We start from the raw sequence: 20118 nt of genomic DNA on the forward strand, positions 1-20118 counted from the left end.
CCCATTGAGTGGATTAATCCGGAGCTTGCCCAGTCTTTCACAGTGCGGGAGGCGAAGCGATGGGGACTTCTCCCCGGGGCGTCCCGTGTACTGAGCGGACGCACCCAACGGACCGGTAAAGTTGGGATCGAAATGGGCGGCGTCAAGTCAAGCTGCCCACGCCCATCCGTCCCCAGCCCGGAAAGCGATATGAAGCTGCGCCTTTTCCCCCAGGAACCTGCCGGGCTCGTCCTCCTCGCGCAGATGGCCAGTGTGATCGTGGCCGGCACCGGGACGCTCTCCGAAATTCTTGGAGCCCCCGCCAGCGAGCACGAGCGCCTCGCCGAAGAACTGCACGAGCACGAGTCCAAGTCCTTGGACCTGCACTTCGCCCTGCTGACCCACATGCGCACCAGCTTTGTGAACCCGCTCCCCCGCGAGGACATGTACACGCTGTCCCGCCACCTCACCGAGGCCATGGAGAAACTCGACGCCGCCGGTGACCTTGTAGCCATCTACAAGCTGGACCGACTTCCCAAACGGGCCGCCGACCAACTGGAGATCATCAGCCGGCAGGCCGAGCTCACCGTGGACGCCATGCGGAAACTCGAAGACCTGGACGAGCTTGAGGACTACTGGATCGAGATCCTCCGGCTGGCCAAGCGCGCAGAACGGACCCACCGGATCTGGGTGGCCGAGATGCTCAAGGACATGAAATCCACGCAATACGCGCGGCACCGGGACATCGCCAACCAGTTGGTGGAAGTTACCAAGGACATGCGGAAGGTCGCCACCCAAGTAGGCAGCATCATCGTCAAGGAATCATGACGTGACCATCGCCATCCTGGTCCTGGTAGTTGGCCTGGCTTCCGGTTTCGCATTCCTGAACGGCTTCCGCGACGTCTCCAACGCCGTCGCGCTTTCCACGCGGACCCGCGCACTTACTCCCTCAATTGCGGTGCTCCTGGCCGCCATCTTCAACTTTGTGGGCGCCATGCTCAGCGGCACCTTCATCCTGGCCTTCACCCAGTCCTGGATCACACTGCCGAGCGGCACCAGCGGCCTGACCATCCTCGCTTCGGCCCTTACGGCAGCCATCCTATGGGGTGTGTACGCGTGGTGGCGCGGCATCCCGTTGTCCTCCACCAACTCACTGGTGGGCGGCCTGATTGGCGCAGGTGCAGCGAGCGTCCTGGTGGGCGGCAACGCGGTAGGGGGAATGGACAACGTCCTGCTCACCCAAGTGGCGCTGCCGTTGGTCTTGTCGCCTGTCATCGCGTTCGTGGCGGCGTACCTGCTGGTGTGGCCGGTGACATGGGCTGCCCGCTACACGCAGCCGAACGTGGTCAACCGGCGGTTCCGCCGGGCGCAGGCCATCTCCGCCGCCGCCGTGGCTTTCGGCCACGGGCTCCAGGACGGCCAGCGCACAGCTGCGGTCATTCTGCTGGCCATGGTGGCTGCGGGATTGTCCGGCGGCAACGATGTGCCACTCTGGATCCTGTTGGTTACAGCCATCATGCTTACCGCGGGCACCATGTTCGGCGGCTGGCGGATCTCCCACACTCTTGGCCACAAGCTCATCAGGGTGGATCCGCTGCGAGGGTTTGTTTCGCAAACACTGACTTCCGTGATGCTGTTCATCGGCGCCATCGCCTTCCACCTGCCGCTCTCCACCACCCATACACTGACGGCGTCCGTGCTGGGTGCGGGGGTCAATCAGCGCTTCCACACCGTCAACAGGCGCTTGGTGCGGAGGATCCTGCTGTTCTGGGTGGCCACGCCGCTGGTCACAGCCGCAGCTGCCTTCGTCCTGGAGCTGGCGTTCTCGCCCCTCGCGGACCTGTAAACCCAACTAAGTAACAGCAAACGTCGCAATGAGCGCTCATTGCGACGTTTGCTGTTACTTAGTTGGGTAAGAAAAAACGACGGCGACCGTACCCCCAAGGCGACGGTCGCCGTCGTTCTGTGCCGACTCCCCCCAAGAAGCCGGAACCTGCAAGAACCCTTATCCGAAGCGGCCGGAGACGTAGTCTTCCGTGGCCTTCTGGCCAGGGTTGTTGAAGATGCTGGTGGTGTCGGCGAACTCGATCAGTTTGCCGGGCTTGCCGGTGCCTGCGATGTTGAAGAACGCGGTCTTGTCCGACACACGCGCCGCCTGCTGCATGTTGTGGGTCACGATCACCACGGTGTACTGGTCCTTGAGCTCGTTGATGAGGTCCTCAACGGCCAAGGTGGAGATGGGGTCAAGGGCGGAGCAGGGCTCATCCATGAGGATCACCTGGGGCTCAACCGCGATGGCGCGGGCGATGCACAGACGCTGCTGCTGACCACCGGAAAGGCCGGAGCCGGGCTTGTCCAGGCGGTCCTTGACCTCGTTCCACAGGTTGGCGCCCACCAAGGACTTCTCCACCAGGGCATCTGCAGCGCCCTTGGAGATCTTCTTGTTGTTCAGCTTCACGCCGGCCAGCACGTTGTCGCGGATGGACATCGTGGGGAACGGGTTGGGGCGCTGGAAGACCATGCCCACCTGGGTGCGGACGGTTACGGGGTCCACGCCGGGGCCGTAGAGGTTGTCGCCGTCCAGGAGGACCTCGCCCTCGACGCGGGCGCCGGGAAGGACCTCGTGCATGCGGTTCAGCGTGCGGAGGAAGGTGGACTTGCCGCAGCCGGACGGGCCGATGAAGGCTGTAACGGATTTGGCCTGGATGTTGATGTTGACGTCCTCGACGGCCAGGAAGTTGCCGTAGTAGACATTGAGGTCTTTGACGTCGATGCGCTTGGACATGGTGTTCCTTTGTTCCTTGGGGGTGTGGAAGTTTTGGATGAGGCCGCAGAAGGGCAGCCTACCGCCCCGTCTTGGGAGCGAACAGACGGGCGATGAGGCGGGCTCCGAGGTTCAGGAGCATCACCAGGATGATCAGCACCAACGCGGCGCCCCAGGCCCTCTGATCTGAAGGTTCAGGGTTGGACGGCGACGTCGGGTTGAGGATCTGCGTGTAAATGAACGTGGGCAGCGAGGCCATCCAGCCACCGAACACGTTGTTGTTGATGGTGGTGGCGAAACCTGCGGTCACCAGGATGGGTGCGGTTTCACCGATAACGCGGGCGATCGCCAAGGTAACGCCGGACGCGATGCCGGAGATCGCCGTCGGGATGACCACTTTGGTGATGGTGCGCCACTTACGGACGCCCAGCGCATAGGAAGCCTCGCGGAGCTCGTTCGGGACGATCTTCAGCATTTCCTCGCTGGAGCGAACCACAACAGGGATCATCAGGACGGAAAGCGCGACGGCGGCTACCGCACCGGTCTTGGTGCCGGGGCCAACAATGGCGAAGAAGAACGCTGCCGCGAAGAGGCCGGCCACGATCGAGGGGATGCCGGTCATGACATCCACGAAGAACGTGATGGCGCGGGCCAGCGGACGGTCGTTGCCGTATTCCACCAGGTAGATGGAGGTGAGGAGACCCACGGGAACGGAGATCACTGTGGCAAGGAGCGTGATCTGGAGGGTGCCCAGCAGTGCGTGGTAGATGCCGCCGAGGACCGGCGCGCCCTCCTCTACTGCCTTGTTGTCGAAGGCGCCGGTTACGCCATTCATGGACGTGCCCAGGAAGCCGGGGGTAATGAGCCCGGGGATGCCGTTGACCAGCACCGTGACGATGACCGAGATCAGCGGCAGCAGCGCAATCAGGAAGGCGCCGACCACCAAGCACGTGGCGAGCTTGTCCTTGGCTTTGCGGGCACCTTCAACGGCGCCGCTCCATGAGACCAGGCCCACGGCGAACAGAATGGCGGAGATGATGCCCCAGCCCAAGGCGTTGAAGCCGATGAGCGCCATGATGGCCGCGCCCACAACGAGTGCGACGGCCAAGACAATGTAGGGCGCGAACTTGGGCAGCTGGCCCTTGGTGAGCGCTGAGCGCTTGCGTACTACTGTGGCGGACATTTAGTTGGCTCCCGAGAATTCTTTGTGCCGGGTGATGATCCAGCGGGCGATCATGTTCACGCCCAGGGTGATGACGAACAGCACCAGGCCGGCCGCGATCAACGTGTTGACCTTGAGGCCGCTGGCTTCTGGGAAGTTCAAGGCAATTTCCGCAGCGATGGTCTGGTTGCCGGACTGGATGAGGCTGGCCGTCAGGACACCGGAGGAGAGCACCAGGGCAACGGCCATGGTCTCGCCGAGGGCCCGGCCGAGGCCCAGCATGATGGCGCTGATAATGCCAGGGCGGCCGAAGGGCAGAACAGCCATCTTGATCATTTCCCAGCGGGTGGCTCCCAGCGCAAGCGCTGCTTCCTCGTGCAGCTTGGGGGTCTGCAGGAAGATTTCACGGGACAGGGAGGTGATGATGGGCAGGACCATGACGGACAGGACAATGCCGGCGGTCAGGATGGTCTTGCCGGTAGCGGAGGCCGGGCCTTCGAAGATGGGGATCCATCCGAGGTAGGTGGCCAGCCAGTCGTAGGCCGGGGAGATTTCCTTGGCCAGGAAGGCAGCACCCCAGGCGCCGTAGACAACGGAGGGGATGGCAGCGAGCAGGTCCACTACGTAGCCGAGGCCCGATGCGAGCCGGCGGGGGGCGTAGTGCGAGATGAACAGTGCCACACCAATGGCCACGGGGGTGGCGATGACGAGTGCGATGATCGCGGCAATGAGGGTGCCCACCACGATTGGGGCGATGTAGGCGAAGAAGCCGTTCCCGCCCTGGATGTCTTCAGCAGGGGCGGTGAGCGCGGGGATTGCCTGCACCACGAGGAACAACGCGACTCCGAAGAGAACCGCGAGAATCAGGCACCCTGCGGCCATGGCGGCCCCGGAGAAAACCTTGTCCCCGGCGCGTCCTGCGCCCTGGGAGGTTGTCAGGGAGTTGGTGGTCACTTCACGTTCCTTCAGTCTGGAGTGAACTGGTCTTACATGGCTAAGTTCCCTGTCCCGCGCCAGCGGCTCTGCGGCCACGTCGCGCGGGACAGGGAACTTCAGTGTTCAGCCGGGTCAGCAAACCCGCCGGGAAACCTTAGGACTTGGCCTTGATGGTTTCGATAGCGGCCGTGGCCTTTTCCTGCAGCGTCTTGGACAGCGGCGCGGACTTGGCGGCGTCAGCAGCGGTCTTCTGTCCTTCGTCGGAAACGACGTAGCTTTCGAAGGCCTTGACCAGGTCAGCAACTTCCTTGGTCTCGTAGGTGGTGCAAACTACGTGGTACGAAACGAGGACTACGGGGTAGGCGCCCGATTCGGTGGTCTTGCGGTCCAGCTTGATGGCGACGTCGTTTGCGGCGCGGCCGTCAACGGGCTTGCCGGCTTCGACAGCCTTGGCAGCAGCTTCGGCGGAGATCTTGACGAATTCCTCGCCCACCTTGATGGAGGCGGTGCCCAGCTTGCCGGAAACGGCGGAGTCATCAGCGTAGGTCACGGCACCCGGGGTGTCGGTGACGGTCTTGACGACGCCGGAGGTGCCCTTGGCGTTTTCGCCGGCCAGGGTTGCGGGCCAGATGCCGGCAGCCTTGTCCGTCCAAACCTCGGGAGCAGCAGCTGCGAGGTAGTCGGTGAAGTTGGTGGTGGTGCCGGAGTCGTCAGAGCGGTTGACGGGGGTGACCTTGAGGTCCGGCAGCGTGACGCCTTCGTTGAGGGCGGCGATGGCGGGATCGTTCCAGTTGGCGATTTCGCCGCGGAAGATCTTGGCAACCGTGGCGGCGTCGAGCTTCAGTTCCTTGACGTCCGGAATGTTGAAGGCAACAGCGATCGGGGAGATGTACACCGGGATGTTGATGGCGCCGTCGGGGCCGCACTTGGCCTTGGAGCTCTCAAGCTCCTCGTCCTTCAGGTACGCGTCCGAGCCGGCGAACTGTGCCGAGCCGTCGATGATGGCCTTGCGGCCTGCGCCGGAACCGTCCGGGGAGTACTGCACAGTGGCACCGGAGTTGGCGGCAGAGAAGCCGGCCTTCCATGCGTCCATGGCTGCGCCGGTGGAGGAAGCGCCAATGCCGGTCAGGGTGCCGGTGACCTTGGGGCCGGACGCTGCCGACTGGGTACCAGCAGGCGTGTTCGTTGCGTTGTCTGAACCGCAAGCAGTGAGCGCGAGAGCGCCGGCTGCGATGACCGCGATTGCCGCGTTGCGGCCGAAGTGAGTTGCCTTCACTTGGATGTGCCCCTTCCAGGGATTCTTCGATGCGGGCCGAACGGAGATTTCGGCGTGCGCGAGCTGAGGACCTTTTGTTCCTTTACTGAAGGTAAGGAGCGCAGGTAACGGGATCTGCAGTGAAAGGTGAACAGAAGGTGAACGACGGCGGACCATTGGGTTATGTGGCGCGCGCCACCTTGAGCGGCACCGGGATGCGGTTTGCGCCTTCGTCGGAACCCGGGCCGGGCAAATAGACTGGACGACATGGCTGCCGCGAAAGGATTTTCTGCAAGCAAGAGGTTCCTGCGTGCCAGAGTCCGGACGGGTTTGGTCCGCAGCCGGAATTCGTTGACGCCGGCCATCCAGATGACCGTGTGCGCCGTGGGTGCCTACGCTTTCGCCGAATATGTGCTGGGCCACCAAGGCCCACTGTTCGCGGCTACTTCCTCGTTGATTGCCCTTGGCTTTTCCCGTGATCCACGCCTGCGCCGGGTGATCGAGGTGGGCCTCGGCTGCACCCTGGGCATCGTTGTTGGTGACCTGCTGCTCCACTGGCTGGGCGCCGGGATCTGGCAGGCCGCCGTCGTGCTTCTTTTCTCCATCCTCCTTGCCAGGTTCCTGGACAGTGGAACCATTTTCACCACTCAACTGGGCCTGCAGTCCTTGCTGGTGGTGCTGCTGCCGGCACCGGCCGGTGGGCCCTTTACGCGCAGTCTGGACGCTGTAATCGGTGGCGTTTTTGCGCTGCTGGTGACCATCCTGGTACCGAAAGACCCGCGGCGGGAGCCCCGCAAGGATGTCCAGAAGATCCTGCATGAACTCGCCGAAGTGCTGCGCGAATGCGGCAAGGCCCTGACCGAAAGCGATTCCACCATCGCCTGGCATGCCCTGATCCGCGGCCGCAACTGCCAGCCTTTGGTGGACCGGATGCGGCAGACGCTTCGCGCCTCGGGCGAAGTGGCAACCCTGGCTCCCGCGCACCGGCGGCACCGCGACGAACTGGCCGGCCTGGAGCACTCCCTGGAGTACATCGATCTGGCTCTGCGCAACAGCCGGGTGTTTGCGCGGCGGCTCACCAGCGCCATCAACCATGCCGCGCTGTCCGATGAAGCGATCGACAGTATCTCCGAAGTCCTGCAGGAAACCGCCGCCGCGATCGACGAGATGACCATCGGATTGTCGGAGCAAAGCGAAGGGACGCGGCGGGTTCATCTGCGCCGCGCCCGGAACGACCTCTCGGATATCGCCGCGCGCTTGCACCCCAAGATGCTGGATGTCCAAAGGCTCGAAGGCGAAACCGTGGTCATGCTGTTCCGTCCCCTCATGGTGGACCTGCTGGAAGCGAGCGGCATGGAACCGGAAGAAGCCCGCGCGGTGCTTCCGGCACTGTAGCCTCCGCCGAGGAAGAATGAACCGATGACCCCTGCCAATTCCGTGCACTTCCGGGCTGCACCGGCGCTCAAGCTCCGGCAGCGGCCCTTGTTCCTGTGGGCAGGCATTTTGCTGGTGGCCGGGGACGCCATCTTCTGGCTCATGTTCGCCGCCGTGCTGTCCGAGACCGGGCTCGCCACTGTAGACGGCGCGGTCCACAGCTTCATGGTTGATTCGCGCAACCCCTTGCTCACCGCCCTCCTTACGGCAGTCACCACCGTGACCTCACCCTTGTGGATCACCATCATTGGTGTGGCGGTGGCCGCAGTATGGACGGTATGGAAGAAGGAACTCTGGCGGCCGGCTGTCCTGTTGGGCGCCATGGCGTTTGCCGCCATCCTGTCCGCGGTAGTGAAACAGGATGTGGGGCGCTCCGGTCCGCCGTCGTCCGATGTTCTCCTGGGCCCCGACGACGCACTGTCATTCCCCTCCGGCCACACGCTCGGCGCCGGGATCTTCGCGCTTGTCCTCACTTACCTGCTCGTCTCGCGTTCCGGCTCACGTGCGACGGCGGTCCTCGCCTTCTGCGGTGCCGCTCTCTTGACGCTGTTGGTTGCCTGCAGCCGGATCTACCTTGGCTACCACTGGCTCACGGACGTGGTCGCTTCCCTTGGGCTTGCGCTTGGGGTGACGGGCATTGCGGTGTTTGTGGACGCGGCCCGTCACGGCGGCCGGCGCGGCTAATACTGTCAGTCCCCGCCACTACGCTTGAACCCATGGCTTCCAAGACGTCCCGCGCATCAAAAACACCCGCCTACAAGTGTGCCGAATGCGGCTGGACCGCCATCAAATGGGTGGGCCGCTGCGGCGAGTGCCAGGCGTGGGGAACCGTTGAGGAGTACGGCGCCACGGTAGCGCGCACGACGGCGGCCGCTACAGTTTTGGCGCCGGCCCGCCGTATCGCTGAGGTGGATGGCACCACCGCAGCCTTCCTGCCCACGGGCGTGGATGAGCTGGACCGTGTCCTCGGAGGAGGGCTCGTGCCGGGTGCCGTCATTCTGCTCGCTGGGGAACCCGGCGTCGGGAAGTCCACGCTGCTGTTGGACGTCGCGGCGAAGTTCGCGCGCACCGGCCAGGACGTCCTCTACATCACCGGAGAAGAGTCTGCGGCGCAGGTCAAGCTCCGCGCGGAGCGGATCGACGCTGTAGCGCACACCCTTTATCTTTCTGCCGAAACTGATCTTGGGCAGGCACTGGGACAGGTGGAGAAGCTTGAGCCCAAGCTGCTGATCGTGGACTCCGTGCAGACCTTGAGCAGTGCCGACGTGGAGGGCAGCGCCGGCGGAGTTTCGCAGGTGCGTGAAGTTGCTGCGTCGATCATTGCCGCAGCCAAGCGGCGCAACATGACCACGCTCTTGGTGGGGCATGTGACCAAGGAAGGGACCATCGCCGGGCCGCGGCTGCTGGAACACCTGGTGGACGTCGTGTGCCAATTCGAAGGCGAGCGCCATTCGCGCCTGCGCCTGCTCCGGGCTGTGAAGAACCGCTATGGCGCCACGGACGACGTCGGCTGCTTTGACCTGAACGAGGCCGGCATCGAGGGATTGGCTGATCCCAGCGGGCTGTTCGTTTCGCGGACCCGTGAGCCCGTTTCAGGCACCTGTATTACGGTGACCATGGAGGGTCGCAGGCCGCTGCTGGCAGAGGTTCAATCCCTTCTTGCCGAGAGCGCCAATTCGCAACCACGCCGTGCCACCAGCGGCCTGGAGAGCTCACGCGTTGCCATGCTTCTGGCGGTCCTGCAGCAGCGCGCTGGCTGCATGCTGCACAAGGACGATTCCTACGTGGCAACGGTGGGCGGTGTGAAGCTCACGGAACCGGCGACGGACCTCGCTGTTGCCCTGGCCGTAGCGTCGGCCAAGGCCCGGAAGGCTCTCCCCCAGCGTCTGATTGCCTTCGGCGAGGTGGGCCTGGCTGGTGAAGTCCGCCCTGTTCCCGGTATCAACCAGCGCATCCAGGAAGCACACCGGCTCGGGTTCACGCACGCTATTGTTCCGGCCAGCCCTGCGGGTGCCGGTGTGATTCCGGACGGCTTCTCGGTGCGGGAGGTTGGCCATCTTGCCGAGGCACTGGAATTGCTGATCACGTAGCCATTCCGGGGTGTCGGGGCCGTTCGGGGCATACGGTCGGCAAGGATGGGAAGCATGACCAAACGGAATGTGCTTATTGGGGGACGCTTTTTCTTTGGGCTTTTGACGTTGGTGGCGGTGGGAACCCAGCTGACGGTCCATTTGGGCATGGGCTATGACCTCTGGAACTTCTTCAGCTATTTCACCAACCTGTCCAACATCTTCGCCGCACTGGTGCTGCTGATCAGCGGATACCGGGTGCTGATCCGGAAGCGGCCTACAGAAGCTGACGATGTCACTCGCGGCACTGCCACCATCGCCATGGCCGTGGTGGGCCTGGTTTTTGGTGCTTTGCTGGCCGGCGAGGACCTCGGCTCGCTGTTGCCGTGGGTCAACTTTGTGGTCCATTACTTGATCCCCGTGGTGATGGTGGCTGATTGGCTCTTCCAACCGCCCCGGGCAACTCTGCAGCTCAAACACGTTTGGTACTGGCTGCTCTACCCCGTTGGCTACCTGGTCTACAGCCTGGTCCGTGGCGCCCTGGTGAACTGGTACCCCTACTGGTTCATCGACCCGGCCCGAGCCGGCGGTTGGGGCGGTGTGGTGGTGTTCGCACTCGCCATCTCCGTTGGCTTCCTGGTGGTGAGCCTGGCGATGCTATGGCTGGGTAACAAACTCAAGCGCCAGGTGGATTACTAGGCACTTTCCGCTGCGAGCGCCGGCGCAGAGGCTTCTCCACGACGGTTTGCCTCGCCATACCGGCTGATGAGTTCGCTGCTGGCATCCCTCACCGCCTGAATCTTTTGCCTGAGGCCGGCCAGGATCATCACCGTATCGGCCGTAGTGGACGCCGAGTCCGTTGCGATCAGCCCGTCCGCGCGGAGGTTGATCAGTGACTCGACCAGCCGAAAGGCGGTGTCGCCCAGGCCCGGGTCTGCGTCGGAGAGCGCCGTCAGCTCCCGTCCCAAGTCTCCGTAAATGGTCCGGAGTTCCTGCCGTGCTGCCATGAATGGTTGGAAAACTTCCGCCCTGGCCTCCGGCAGGTGGTAGAGCACCCCGAGGTTCCAACGGGAAGTGCAGAGCTGCAAGCCGTCGAACAGGACCACTGCGTGCAGTCGTGCCGCGGGATCCAACTCCTGCCCGGTTTCTTCGGAACCGTCTTTCACAGCGCGGGCGAACGCCAGGCTGGTGGACACTGTCCCTCCGAGTAGTTCGCCCAGGATCTCGTCCTTGGTGGAGAAGTGGTGATACAGCGACGATTGCCGGATTCCGACGGCGTCGGCGATGGCCCGTGTGGACGTATTGGCGAATCCTTGGCTGGTAAAGAGTTCGGCTGCGGCATCCAGGATTTCGTCGCGTGCAGTGGCTCCCGGGCGTACAGCTTGCTGCTTGCGGGGGCGTCCCGGTCCGGTTGTAGTCACACCTCATTCTTGCATCGCCGCAACACCAAAGAGCCTGTTCACGGCGTACTGCCGGGGTGGTGAGATTTCCTTTACACACTTGAAACGAGCGGTAACCAAGGCTTTACATTGCCGAAACGCCATGGGGACACCCCGCTGGAAAACTATCAAGTGACCGATATTCCGGACAGGCAGTCAAAACCTCTCCGGGCTGGTTCCACATCCCGTTCCAGACACGGAGAAACCCGATGACTTCAACCCTTTCGACGGCGACCCACCGCACCGACGATGCAGACCTGACAGCACTTGGCTACGAGCCCACGCTGCACCGCAAGCTGGGCCGCTACGCGTCGTTCGCCGCAGGTTTTTCGTTCGTCTCCATCCTCACCACCATCTTCCAGCTCTTCGCCTTCGGCTACTCCTTTGCCGGCCCGGCCTTCTTTTGGACGTGGCCCGTGGTCTTGGTCGGCCAACTTCTGGTAGCCCTGAACTTCGCTGAGCTCGCCGCCAGATACCCGTTGTCCGGTGCTGTCTACCAGTGGTCGCGCCGTATGGGCGGCGAAGTGGTGGGCTGGTTCGCCGGCTGGTTCATGTCCATCGCCCAGGTCATCACTGCTGCCGCAGCAGCCATTGCGCTCCAAGTGGTACTCCCCCAGCTGTGGGTCGGATTCCAGCTGGTGGGAGGCGACCCCACACTGACATCTCCCACGGGCGCAGCCAATGCAGTAATCCTCGGTGCCGTCCTCCTGGTGATCACCACCGTGATCAACTGCCTTGGCGTGAAGCTCATGTCCCATGTGAACTCCATCGGCGTCACCTGTGAGATTGTGGGCGTCGCCGCAGTAATCCTTGCCCTGTTCTCAGCGGCGCAGCGTGGCCCGGGTGTGGTAGCCGACGTCAGTGTGGTCACTACCTCGGACCTTGGTGCCGTGGGTGCCTTCCTGGTCTCCGGTTTGATGGCCGCGTATGTGATGGTCGGCTTCAACTCCGCCGGCGAACTCTCGGAGGAAACCAAGAACCCCCGCAAGACCGCACCGCGCACCATCCTCTCGGCGCTGATCATCTCAGGCGTTGGCGGCGGACTCATGATTATCGCGGCACTGATGGCAGCGCCAAGCCTCGACGACGGCAGGCTCGCCACCGAGGGACTCCCCTACGTGCTGACAGCCGTGTTGGGTACGTTCTGGGGCAAGGTGCTGCTGGTGGACGTGGCAATCGCCATCTTTGTCTGCACCCTGGCCATCCAAACGGCCGGTTCACGCCTGGTGTTCTCCATGGCCCGCGACGGCAAGCTGCCAGCCTCGGCCCGGCTCTCGAAGGTCCACCCCAAGCGCGGGACCCCCATGTGGCCTTCCATCGCGATCGGCGCCCTGGCTGTGGGCATCCTCGCCACCAACATCGGCAACTCCGCGCTCTTCACCACCCTCTGCAGCGTGTGCATCGTGATGGTGTACCTGGCGTACCTGATGGTCACTGTCCCGCAACTGCTCAGCCGCTTCCGTGGCGACTGGGACCGGGTGGGCCAGACCATGCCGGCCGGACTCTTCTCACTGGGCCGGTGGGGCTTGCCAGTCAACATCCTGGCCGTGCTCTACGGCGCCCTGATGGTCATCAACCTCTCCTGGCCCCGCCCCGAGGTTTACGACCCCTCCGGCGAACACGGGATCCTGCTCTTCTCCGCTCCCATCATGGTGGGCGCCGTCCTGCTCCTGGGCCTCTGGGTCCGCAGGAACATCCGGGTTCGGGAGAACAAGGCCGCAATCGCCGCGGAATCCACCAACGCCGCCTGACCCCGCCAGCACCAGACCGTCCAGAACCAGCACCAGTACAGAAATGACTGCCATGACCCAGACTCTTGAAACACACACCTCTGAAAACGGCACAGCCACAACTGCCGGCGCCAAACTGCACGCACGGGCCCAGCACGGGCGCACGGCCGAGACCATGATCCATGTCCCGCCGGCTACGGCCCCGACACGTTTGATCGAGGGCCTCCCGGCGGAGGCAAAGGACTCCCTGACGTGGGCGGAGACACTTTCCTTCGGCCGCTACACCCATCTGGAACTGGCCCGCGGGACGCGCCTCAGGATCACAGACCCCAACGGCGATGCCTGCGTTCACGCTGTCCTCATCCGGAGTGGTGCCCAGCACGAGCGGCTCAACGTCGCGGATACGGTCAAAGTCCCCTGGCAGGCCTACATGACCACAGGCCACCCGCTTCTCTCCGACGCCGGCCGTCTCATGGCCACCGTGGTGGCCGATTCCTCAGGTCAGCATGATGCCCTCACTGGCACCACCCATCTGGCCGGAAACACCGCCAAGTACGGTGCCGGATCAGCTCACAGCCTGTCGCCGGCCGGGCGTGAATTGCTGACCCTGGGCGGCATGAAGCATGGCATCAGCCAGAAAGAACTCCCTCCGTCGGTGTCGTTCTTCAAGGGCGTCACCGTGGAGCGGGACGGCAGCATCACGTTCGCCGGCAGCGCCGGTGCCGGAGCCGCCGTCGAACTTCTCCTCCACATGGATGCAGTGCTGGTACTGGCCAATACCGCCCACCCGCTGGACCCGCGTCCGGAATTCACGGGAAGCGCCGTGGACATCGTGGCCTGGCAGGCTCCGCAGGACCTTGAAGCCCTCAAAAGCGGAACCCTCAACGTAGACCTGGGCCCAGAGGGACGTCTGGCCCTCCACAACACCGAACTCGACTACAACGCAAGGACCTCCGCATGAACGCCATCGCAGAAATGAGCCCCGCACTGGTCGCTGGCCGGGTCGTAGTGGACGAGCTGGTGGAAGCCCGTGGTCCGTGGTCCGCCGTGATTGCTGCCGGCGACGTGCTCACCATTGTGGACCTCGACGGCAACCAAGCCGTTGACTGCATTCTCTACGCGGCCCAGGACACGAGTACGCGTTACTCCGCCGCCGTGACCATCGCGGGCCAGGGCTCGATCTTCCTCACCACTGGCTCAGTTCTCCGCGCCGACAGCGGCCAGGAACTCATGACGGTGGTGGCGGACGAGGTTGGCGTCCACGACACCATCGGCGGCGCCTGCTCCCAGGAATCCAACACACTCCGCTACGGCCAACACACCCATGAACAGCATGCGTGCGTGGAGAACTTCCTCATTGAAGGTGCCAAGTGGGACCTCGGCAAGAAGGACCTCGTGTCCAACATCAACTGGTTCATGAACGTGCCGGTGGATCCCGACGGCGCCCTGGGCATCGTGGACGGGCTGTCCGCACCCGGAAAGCGTGTGGCCCTCCGCGCCGAGGTGGACACACTGGTGCTGGTGTCCAACTGCCCCCAAATCAATAACCCCTGCAACGGCTTCAACCCCACGCCGGTGCGCATGATCGTCACACGTCCGGAGGACCGCTCATGAACCGCTTCGACACCCTGCTCATTGCCAACCGTGGCGAGATCGCCTGCCGGATCATCGAATCCGCCCGCAAGGCCGGGCTGCGCACGGTGGCCGTCTTCTCCGAAGCTGACCGCGGCGCCAAGCATGTGAAGCTCGCTGACGAGGCAGTCCTGCTGGGACCTGCACCCGCCAAGGAGTCGTATCTTAAGGTTGACGCCATCCTCAAGGCGGCGGCTGCCACCGGGGCCGGCGCCATTCATCCCGGCTACGGATTCCTGTCCGAGGACGCGGCCTTCGCCGAAGCCGTGGAGGCAGCCGGTTTGGTCTTTGTGGGGCCCACCCCGGAACAGCTCCGGATCTTCGGCACCAAGCACACCGCCCGTGATGCCGCCCAACGCGCCGGCGTTCCCATGATCGCGGGATCCGGCCTCTTGGAGGACCTGGACGAAGCCGTCGCAGCAGCGGAGATCATCGGCTACCCACTCATGCTCAAGGCAACCGGGGGTGGCGGTGGCATCGGCATGGCCGTCTGCCGCGACGAAGCCGAACTCCGCGACAACTATTCCCGGGTTGCGCGTCTGGCCAGCTCCAGCTTTGGAACGGCGGGCGTCTTCGCTGAACGCTACATCGAACACGCCCGCCACGTGGAAGTCCAGGTGTTCGGCGACGGTGCGGGCCGCGTGGTGAGCCTTGGAGACCGTGACTGCTCGCTGCAGCGCCGACACCAGAAAGTACTTGAGGAGGCACCCGCACCTGATCTCCCCGAGGCTTTGCGGGAGGAACTGCACCGAAGCTCCCGCGCGCTCTGCGCCTCCGTGGGCTACCGCTCTGCGGGGACAGTGGAGTTCGTCTACGACCCCGTCCGCCAGGAGGCATCTTTTCTGGAAGTCAACGCGCGGCTGCAAGTAGAGCACCCCGTCACCGAAGCCATCACCGGCGTGGACTTGGTGGAGTGGATGCTGAACCTTGCCCGGAATGAGCCGGTGCTTGATGGCGTGCCGGACAGTGTGCCCGTTGCAGGTCATGCCGTGGAAGCCCGTATCTACGCAGAAGACCCGGCCCGCAACTTCCAGCCCAGCGCCGGAACGGTCACCAACGCGCAGTACCCGGCCTCCGACGTCGTGCGCATTGACGCCTGGGTGGAGACCGGCAGCGAAGTCTCCACCAGTTACGATCCCCTGCTGGGCAAGGTCATCACGTCCGGTTCAACCCGCGACGCTGCCTTCGACGCCCTGGCTGCCGCGTTGGCGGAAACCCGCATTGATGGCATCGAGACCAACCTGGGCATGCTGCGTGCCGTGGCCGGGATGGATGTGGTCCGTGCCGCGCAGCATTCCACCGGAACCCTGAACACCGTGGGCGATCCGGAACCGCGGATCACCGTTGAACGGCCGGGCCTCCAGACCAGCGTGCAGGATTGGCCGGGCAGGACCGGGCTCTGGCAGATCGGAGTGCCGCCGAGTGGACCCATGGATGATTTGTCGTTCCGGCTGGGCAACACCGCGCTGGGCAATCCGGAGGGCGCACCTGGCCTGGAATTCACCATGGCCGGCCCTGCGCTCCGTTTCACTCACGCCACCACGGTGTGCGTCACCGGCGCGGACGTCACGGTAACAGTCGACGGCAAGCCAGCCGCTGCGTGGGAGCCCATCACTGTCCCGGAGAACGGCCTCCTGGACGTCGGATCAGCCGACGGATCCGGGCTGAGGGGATACATCCTGTTCGAAGGTGGGCTTGATGTTCCCCGGTATCTGGGCAGCGCATCAACCTTCACTTTGGGCCAGTTCGGCGGCCATGGCGGCCGCGTCCTGCGGGCCGGCGATGTGCTCCGCACCGTCACCGGGCACCTCCCCGAGACCGTTCCCGGCCCGGTTCCCGTGGAGAGCCGCCCGGCCCTCACCACGGAATGGGAGCTGAAGGTAGTGGAGGGGCCACACGGTGCACCGGAATTCTTCCAACGCGAAGACATCGAGGAGCTGTACGCCGCCGAATACGAGGTCCACTTCAACTCCGCCCGAACCGGCGTCCGCCTGGTCGGCCCCAAACCGCGCTGGGCACGCAATGACGGCGGAGAGGCCGGACTTCACCCCTCCAACATCCACGACACCGCCTATTCGGTAGGTGCCTTGGACTTCACCGGCGACACCCCCATTCTCCTGGGCCCTGATGGTCCCAGCCTGGGCGGTTTCGTCTGCCCCGTCACCGTAGTAACCGGCGAGCGCTGGAAGCTGGGCCAACTCCGTCCAGGCGATAAGGTCCGCTTTGTGCCCATCCGCTCGGTTGAGGCGCCTTCCGTCAAAGAACTCGGTGCTGCGAGGCAGCTGATTCTGCCAGGTAGCACCGGTTTCACCACGGGCACCGGCACGGCTTCCGGCGCCGCATCAGGCATGGCATCAGGCACGGCCGAGTTGCTCCGCGGAGACGGCGACGACGGCGTGCTGGGCCGGGTGCCCGAAGGCGACGGACGGCCTGCTGTCACCTACCGCCGCTCCGGTGACGACAACCTTTTGGTGGAGTACGGAGACATGGTGCTGGATCTTGGCCTCCGCGCCCGTGTCCACGCCCTGCACCAGGAACTCGAGCGTCTCGGAGCCCGGGGCATCGTGGATCTGACGCCTGGTATCCGTTCCCTGCAGATCAAAGCCGATCCCTCCGTCCTTCCCACGTCAAAGCTGTTGGGCCTGGTGCAGGAAATAGAGGCCGCACTCCCTGCAAGCTCGGAGCTGGTGGTGCCCAGCCGCAGCGTTCGCCTGCCCTTGTCCTGGGACGATCCCGCTACCCGTGAGGCAATCGAGCGCTACATGGCCGGTGTCCGCGACGACGCCCCGTGGTGCCCGTGGAACATCGAGTTCATCCGGCGCATCAACGGTTTGGACTCCGTCAACGATGTCTTCGATACGGTGTTCAACGCGGAGTACCTCGTCCTGGGACTGGGTGATGTGTACCTAGGAGCACCGGTGGCAACACCGTTGGATCCGCGGCACAGGCTGGTGACCACCAAGTACAACCCTGCCCGCACTTGGACGCCGGAGAACGCCGTGGGCATCGGCGGAGCCTACATGTGCATTTACGGCATGGAAGGTCCCGGTGGATACCAGTTCGTGGGACGTACCACCCAGGTTTGGTCGCGCTACGCGGATTCGGCGCCGTTTGAGCCGGGTTCGCCTTGGCTGCTCCGGTTCTTCGACCGTATTTCCTGGTACCCGGTCAGTCCCGAGGAACTGTTGGACCTCCGCGCCGACATGGCTGCTGGCCGTGGCCGTGGTGTGGAGATCCAGGACGGCACGTTCTCACTTGCAGAACATGAGGAATTCCTGGAACGCAACAGCGTCTCCATCGCGGAATTCCGCGAGACCCAGTCGGCGGCTTTCGCCGTGGAGCGCCAGGCCTGGGAAGACGCCGGCGAGTTCGATCGTGCCGAGCAGGCCGTTTCGCTGGCCCCGCCGGCCGACGACGTTGTTGTTCCCGACGGCGGCACCTTGGTGACGTCGCCGTTCGCGGCAAGCGTCTGGAAAGTGGACGTGGAACCCGGAGACCTGGTGGTGGCCGGCCAATCGCTGGTTTCCCTTGAGGCGATGAAGATGGAGACGGTCATCCAGGCTCCGGTGGATGGCCTGGTCCAACAGGTCCTGCCCGCTGCCGGTGCTCAAGTGGTGGCTGGTGAGGCGCTGGTGGTCCTGGAACCAGTGGAGGTCCGGGCACCCGCACTCGTCTTGGAGGGAAGCGCATCATGACCAGTCCCACCGGAACCACAGTTGCTCGGGTACTTTCGGCGCTCGAGGCGATTGACGCCGTCGACCGTCCCGAAATCTGGATCCACCTGCGCGGGCGGGACGAACTGCTCGCGGAGGCGGCCGGAATTGATGCCGCCGTGGCGGCCGGTGGGGACCTGCCGCTTGCCGGTCTCCTGCTCGCCGTGAAGAACAACGTGGATGTTGCCGGTATAACCACGACGGCGGCCTGCCCCGGCTTTGGTGACGTACCCGCCCGGGATGCGGTGCCGGTCGCCCGGCTGCGCGCTGCGGGCGCTCTGGTGCTCGGGGCCACCAATCTGGACCAGTTCGCCACGGGCCTGGTGGGTACCCGCAGCCCGTATGGTGCTGTCCGTGATTCGAGGCGTCCCGCGAGGATCTCGGGAGGCTCCAGTTCGGGATCTGCTGTGGCGGTGGCGTTGGGCCTTGTGGACCTTGCCATCGGCACGGACACCGCGGGTTCGGGCAGGATTCCCGCCGCGCTGCAGGGAATCGTGGGGATCAAACCGACCTTGGGCGTTGTGTCCACCGAAGGTGTGGTCCCGGCATGCCGTTCGTGGGATACCGCCACGATCTTCGCCCGCGATCTCGCCACTGCCGAGCTCGCCATGGGCATCATGGCCGGGCAGGGCCGCACTTGGCCCACCGACGTGAAAGTTGCGGCACCGTCCACCCCTCGGGTGGCCTATCCCGCTGCTCTACCGGCGCTCCCGGCAGCGTGGGCGTCGGAATTCCAGGCGCAGGTTGAGCGGCTGCGGTCCACAGGAGTGGTAGCGGAACCCATCGACCTGGACGTCTTCCTCCAGGCAGCCCGGCTGCTGTACGACGGCGGATTGGTTGCCGAACGCTACGCCGCCGTCGGCAGCTTCATTGATTCGGCGACGTTGGGCGGGGTAGGTGCTTCGGACGGGGCAGGCCAGTCCGGCGGCGTGCCCGCAGCACTGGACCCCACAGTCGCCGGCATCATCAGCGCCGCAGGCCAGGTTCCCGCACACCGGTACGTCGCGGACACCGCGGCGTTGGAGCAACTCAAGCGCCAAGCCATGGAGCGCCTGGACGGATTCGACGCCTTGGTTGTCCCCACGGCACCGTTCCATCCGACGTTGGCAGAGGTGTCGGCCGATCCGGTGGGGGTCAACTCCCGAATGGGCACCTATACCAATTTCTGCAACCTCTTCGATCTCAGCGCTGTTGCCGTACCGGCGGGCACCGTCACCGAAACAGACGGCGTTGAAACAGGCAGTACCTCCCAGTTCGGCCTGACGGTGGTTGCCCGGACCTTCGAGGACGGGGTGGCTGCGGATATCGCGCGTCGGATCGAGCTCACCCCGGAGCTGCCGGAACTGTTCGCCGCGGGTGCCGCGGCAGGGCCCGCAGCCGCCCAGTCCTCGGCTCCCAAGGTCCCGTGGCCCGTTGCTGCGGGAGCCGTCGTCGTTCCCCTCGTAGTGGTGGGGGCGCATCGGAAGGGGCAGCCGCTGGCGGCGGAGCTCGAAGGGCGTGGAGCCTTCTGGGACGGCCCGGTGACCACCGCGGCGCAGTACCGGATGGTGGCTTTGGAGACCACTCCGCCCAAGCCCGGAGTGGTTCGTTCGGCGCGCGGAGCCGGGCTGGTTGCTGAGAGATGGCTGCTCTCAGAGGCTGCGCTCGGGTCCTTCCTGGCCGAGCTGCCCGAACCCATGTTGCTGGGGTGCATCACGCTGGACGATGGCAGCAGAGCGGTGGGTTTTGCCTGCGACGCTGTGGCCGCGGCAGAGGGACGGGACATTACCGAGTACCACGATTGGATTAAATACCTGGAGGAAAACGCTGCTGCAGCAGGAAGCAACGGCTTGTGGCGCGAGGCCGGTGGCGCTTTGCTGACCGGGCTTGGGCGGGGCCAGCACTAGCTGGCAGGCGGCTGGTTGGGGGAAATAGGGTTTCCGCCAATCAGCCGCCAAACCACTTTGCGGGCACCGCCGAACATCACGAAATGACCCACTTTGGGGCTTGCTGGTGCGGTTAACGG

Annotated in this window: 16 protein-coding genes; 11 read left to right on the top strand and 5 right to left on the bottom strand. The window is 64.5% G+C overall.

Going from position 1 to position 20118, the window contains the following annotated elements; genetic code table 11:
- The first annotated feature begins 189 nt into the window (after window positions 1–189).
- Complete coding sequence (locus tag WBN73_RS15675) at window positions 190–807, top strand: DUF47 domain-containing protein (protein ID WP_089593243.1); 618 nt, start codon at window positions 190–192, stop codon at window positions 805–807.
- A 1-nt stretch (window position 808) separates the two neighbouring features.
- On the top strand, window positions 809–1825 hold the full coding sequence (locus WBN73_RS15680; protein ID WP_207595774.1) for an inorganic phosphate transporter: 1017 nt from the start codon (window positions 809–811) through the stop codon (window positions 1823–1825).
- 159 nt (window positions 1826–1984) lie between these two features.
- On the opposite strand, the gene pstB is transcribed toward WBN73_RS15680, so the two are convergent.
- From pstB to pstS, 4 genes are all read right to left on the bottom strand, one after another.
- Window positions 1985–2764, bottom strand: a complete 780-nt coding sequence (gene pstB / locus WBN73_RS15685; protein ID WP_011772968.1) for a phosphate ABC transporter ATP-binding protein PstB — start codon at window positions 2762–2764, stop codon at window positions 1985–1987.
- Between the two features lie 58 nt (window positions 2765–2822).
- The gene (gene pstA, locus WBN73_RS15690; RefSeq protein WP_207595773.1) at window positions 2823–3926 is read right to left on the bottom strand and encodes a phosphate ABC transporter permease PstA; all 1104 of its coding nucleotides are present in this window, start codon (window positions 3924–3926) and stop codon (window positions 2823–2825) included.
- Window positions 3927–4859 carry a phosphate ABC transporter permease subunit PstC gene (pstC, locus tag WBN73_RS15695; protein WP_089593240.1) on the bottom strand — a complete coding sequence of 311 codons (933 nt, stop codon included), beginning with the start codon at window positions 4857–4859 and terminating at the stop codon, window positions 3927–3929. It lies immediately after the preceding gene.
- 136 nt (window positions 4860–4995) lie between these two features.
- Complete coding sequence (pstS, locus tag WBN73_RS15700; protein WP_207595772.1) at window positions 4996–6117, bottom strand: phosphate ABC transporter substrate-binding protein PstS; 1122 nt, start codon at window positions 6115–6117, stop codon at window positions 4996–4998.
- A 246-nt stretch (window positions 6118–6363) separates the two neighbouring features.
- Here pstS and WBN73_RS15705 point away from each other — a divergent pair, with 246 nt between their 5' ends.
- The 4 genes from WBN73_RS15705 to WBN73_RS15720 are packed head-to-tail and all read left to right on the top strand — an operon-like array spanning window position 6364 to window position 10298.
- Window positions 6364–7491 (top strand): FUSC family protein, encoded by a 1128-nt coding sequence (locus WBN73_RS15705; protein WP_089593238.1) that lies wholly within the window; start codon window positions 6364–6366, stop codon window positions 7489–7491.
- Between the two features lie 24 nt (window positions 7492–7515).
- A complete protein-coding gene (locus WBN73_RS15710) occupies window positions 7516–8214 on the top strand; it encodes a phosphatase PAP2 family protein (RefSeq protein WP_337340677.1) in 699 nt (232 codons plus the stop codon).
- Between the two features lie 32 nt (window positions 8215–8246).
- Entirely contained in the window at window positions 8247–9620 is a 1374-nt protein-coding gene (gene radA / locus WBN73_RS15715) for a DNA repair protein RadA (protein WP_207595770.1), read from the top strand.
- 54 nt (window positions 9621–9674) lie between these two features.
- A complete protein-coding gene (locus WBN73_RS15720) occupies window positions 9675–10298 on the top strand; it encodes a Pr6Pr family membrane protein (RefSeq protein ID WP_207595769.1) in 624 nt (207 codons plus the stop codon).
- Here the strand turns inward: WBN73_RS15720 and WBN73_RS15725 are convergent.
- Window positions 10295–11020 (bottom strand): TetR/AcrR family transcriptional regulator, encoded by a 726-nt coding sequence (locus WBN73_RS15725; protein ID WP_337340676.1) that lies wholly within the window; start codon window positions 11018–11020, stop codon window positions 10295–10297. The two genes, WBN73_RS15720 and WBN73_RS15725, sit on opposite strands and share 4 nt — an antisense overlap.
- 227 nt (window positions 11021–11247) lie before the next feature.
- Here WBN73_RS15725 and WBN73_RS15730 point away from each other — a divergent pair, with 227 nt between their 5' ends.
- Genes WBN73_RS15730 through atzF form a run of 5 tightly spaced genes read left to right on the top strand, consistent with a single transcriptional unit; the run spans window position 11248 to window position 19999 of the window.
- Complete coding sequence (locus WBN73_RS15730) at window positions 11248–12789, top strand: amino acid permease (RefSeq protein ID WP_337340675.1); 1542 nt, start codon at window positions 11248–11250, stop codon at window positions 12787–12789.
- Window positions 12790–12841: 52 nt separating this feature from the next.
- Window positions 12842–13729 (top strand): urea amidolyase associated protein UAAP1, encoded by an 888-nt coding sequence (locus WBN73_RS15735; RefSeq protein WP_337340674.1) that lies wholly within the window; start codon window positions 12842–12844, stop codon window positions 13727–13729.
- Window positions 13726–14382, top strand: coding sequence for an urea amidolyase associated protein UAAP2 (locus WBN73_RS15740; protein ID WP_337340673.1), 657 nt, complete (start codon window positions 13726–13728; stop codon window positions 14380–14382). The genes WBN73_RS15735 and WBN73_RS15740 overlap by 4 nt, the downstream gene beginning before the upstream one ends.
- Window positions 14379–18095 (top strand): urea carboxylase, encoded by a 3717-nt coding sequence (uca, locus tag WBN73_RS15745; RefSeq protein WP_337340672.1) that lies wholly within the window; start codon window positions 14379–14381, stop codon window positions 18093–18095. The genes WBN73_RS15740 and uca overlap by 4 nt, the downstream gene beginning before the upstream one ends.
- The gene (gene atzF, locus WBN73_RS15750) at window positions 18092–19999 is read left to right on the top strand and encodes an allophanate hydrolase (protein WP_337340671.1); all 1908 of its coding nucleotides are present in this window, start codon (window positions 18092–18094) and stop codon (window positions 19997–19999) included. Before uca ends, atzF begins: the two co-directional genes overlap by 4 nt.
- Window positions 20000–20118: the final 119 nt, after the last annotated feature.

This window comes from Paenarthrobacter sp. CCNWLY172, from assembly GCF_037402035.1.
GTDB lineage: Bacteria > Actinomycetota > Actinomycetes > Actinomycetales > Micrococcaceae > Arthrobacter.

Excerpts from the sequence above, each read along its gene's own strand:
- uca (WP_337340672.1), top strand. The coding sequence starts at position 14,379 with ATGAACCGCTTCGACACCCTGCTCATTGCCAACCGTGGCGAGATCGCC.
- pstA (WP_207595773.1), bottom strand. The coding sequence starts at position 3,926 with ATGTCCGCCACAGTAGTACGCAAGCGCTCAGCGCTCACCAAGGGCCAG.
- WBN73_RS15720 (WP_207595769.1), top strand. The coding sequence starts at position 9,675 with ATGACCAAACGGAATGTGCTTATTGGGGGACGCTTTTTCTTTGGGCTT.
- WBN73_RS15710 (WP_337340677.1), top strand. The coding sequence starts at position 7,516 with ATGACCCCTGCCAATTCCGTGCACTTCCGGGCTGCACCGGCGCTCAAG.
- radA (WP_207595770.1), top strand. The coding sequence starts at position 8,247 with ATGGCTTCCAAGACGTCCCGCGCATCAAAAACACCCGCCTACAAGTGT.
- WBN73_RS15735 (WP_337340674.1), top strand. The coding sequence starts at position 12,842 with ATGACCCAGACTCTTGAAACACACACCTCTGAAAACGGCACAGCCACA.
- WBN73_RS15675 (WP_089593243.1), top strand. The coding sequence starts at position 190 with ATGAAGCTGCGCCTTTTCCCCCAGGAACCTGCCGGGCTCGTCCTCCTC.
- WBN73_RS15705 (WP_089593238.1), top strand. The coding sequence starts at position 6,364 with ATGGCTGCCGCGAAAGGATTTTCTGCAAGCAAGAGGTTCCTGCGTGCC.
- WBN73_RS15730 (WP_337340675.1), top strand. The coding sequence starts at position 11,248 with ATGACTTCAACCCTTTCGACGGCGACCCACCGCACCGACGATGCAGAC.
- pstB (WP_011772968.1), bottom strand. The coding sequence starts at position 2,764 with ATGTCCAAGCGCATCGACGTCAAAGACCTCAATGTCTACTACGGCAAC.
- atzF (WP_337340671.1), top strand. The coding sequence starts at position 18,092 with ATGACCAGTCCCACCGGAACCACAGTTGCTCGGGTACTTTCGGCGCTC.
- WBN73_RS15740 (WP_337340673.1), top strand. The coding sequence starts at position 13,726 with ATGAACGCCATCGCAGAAATGAGCCCCGCACTGGTCGCTGGCCGGGTC.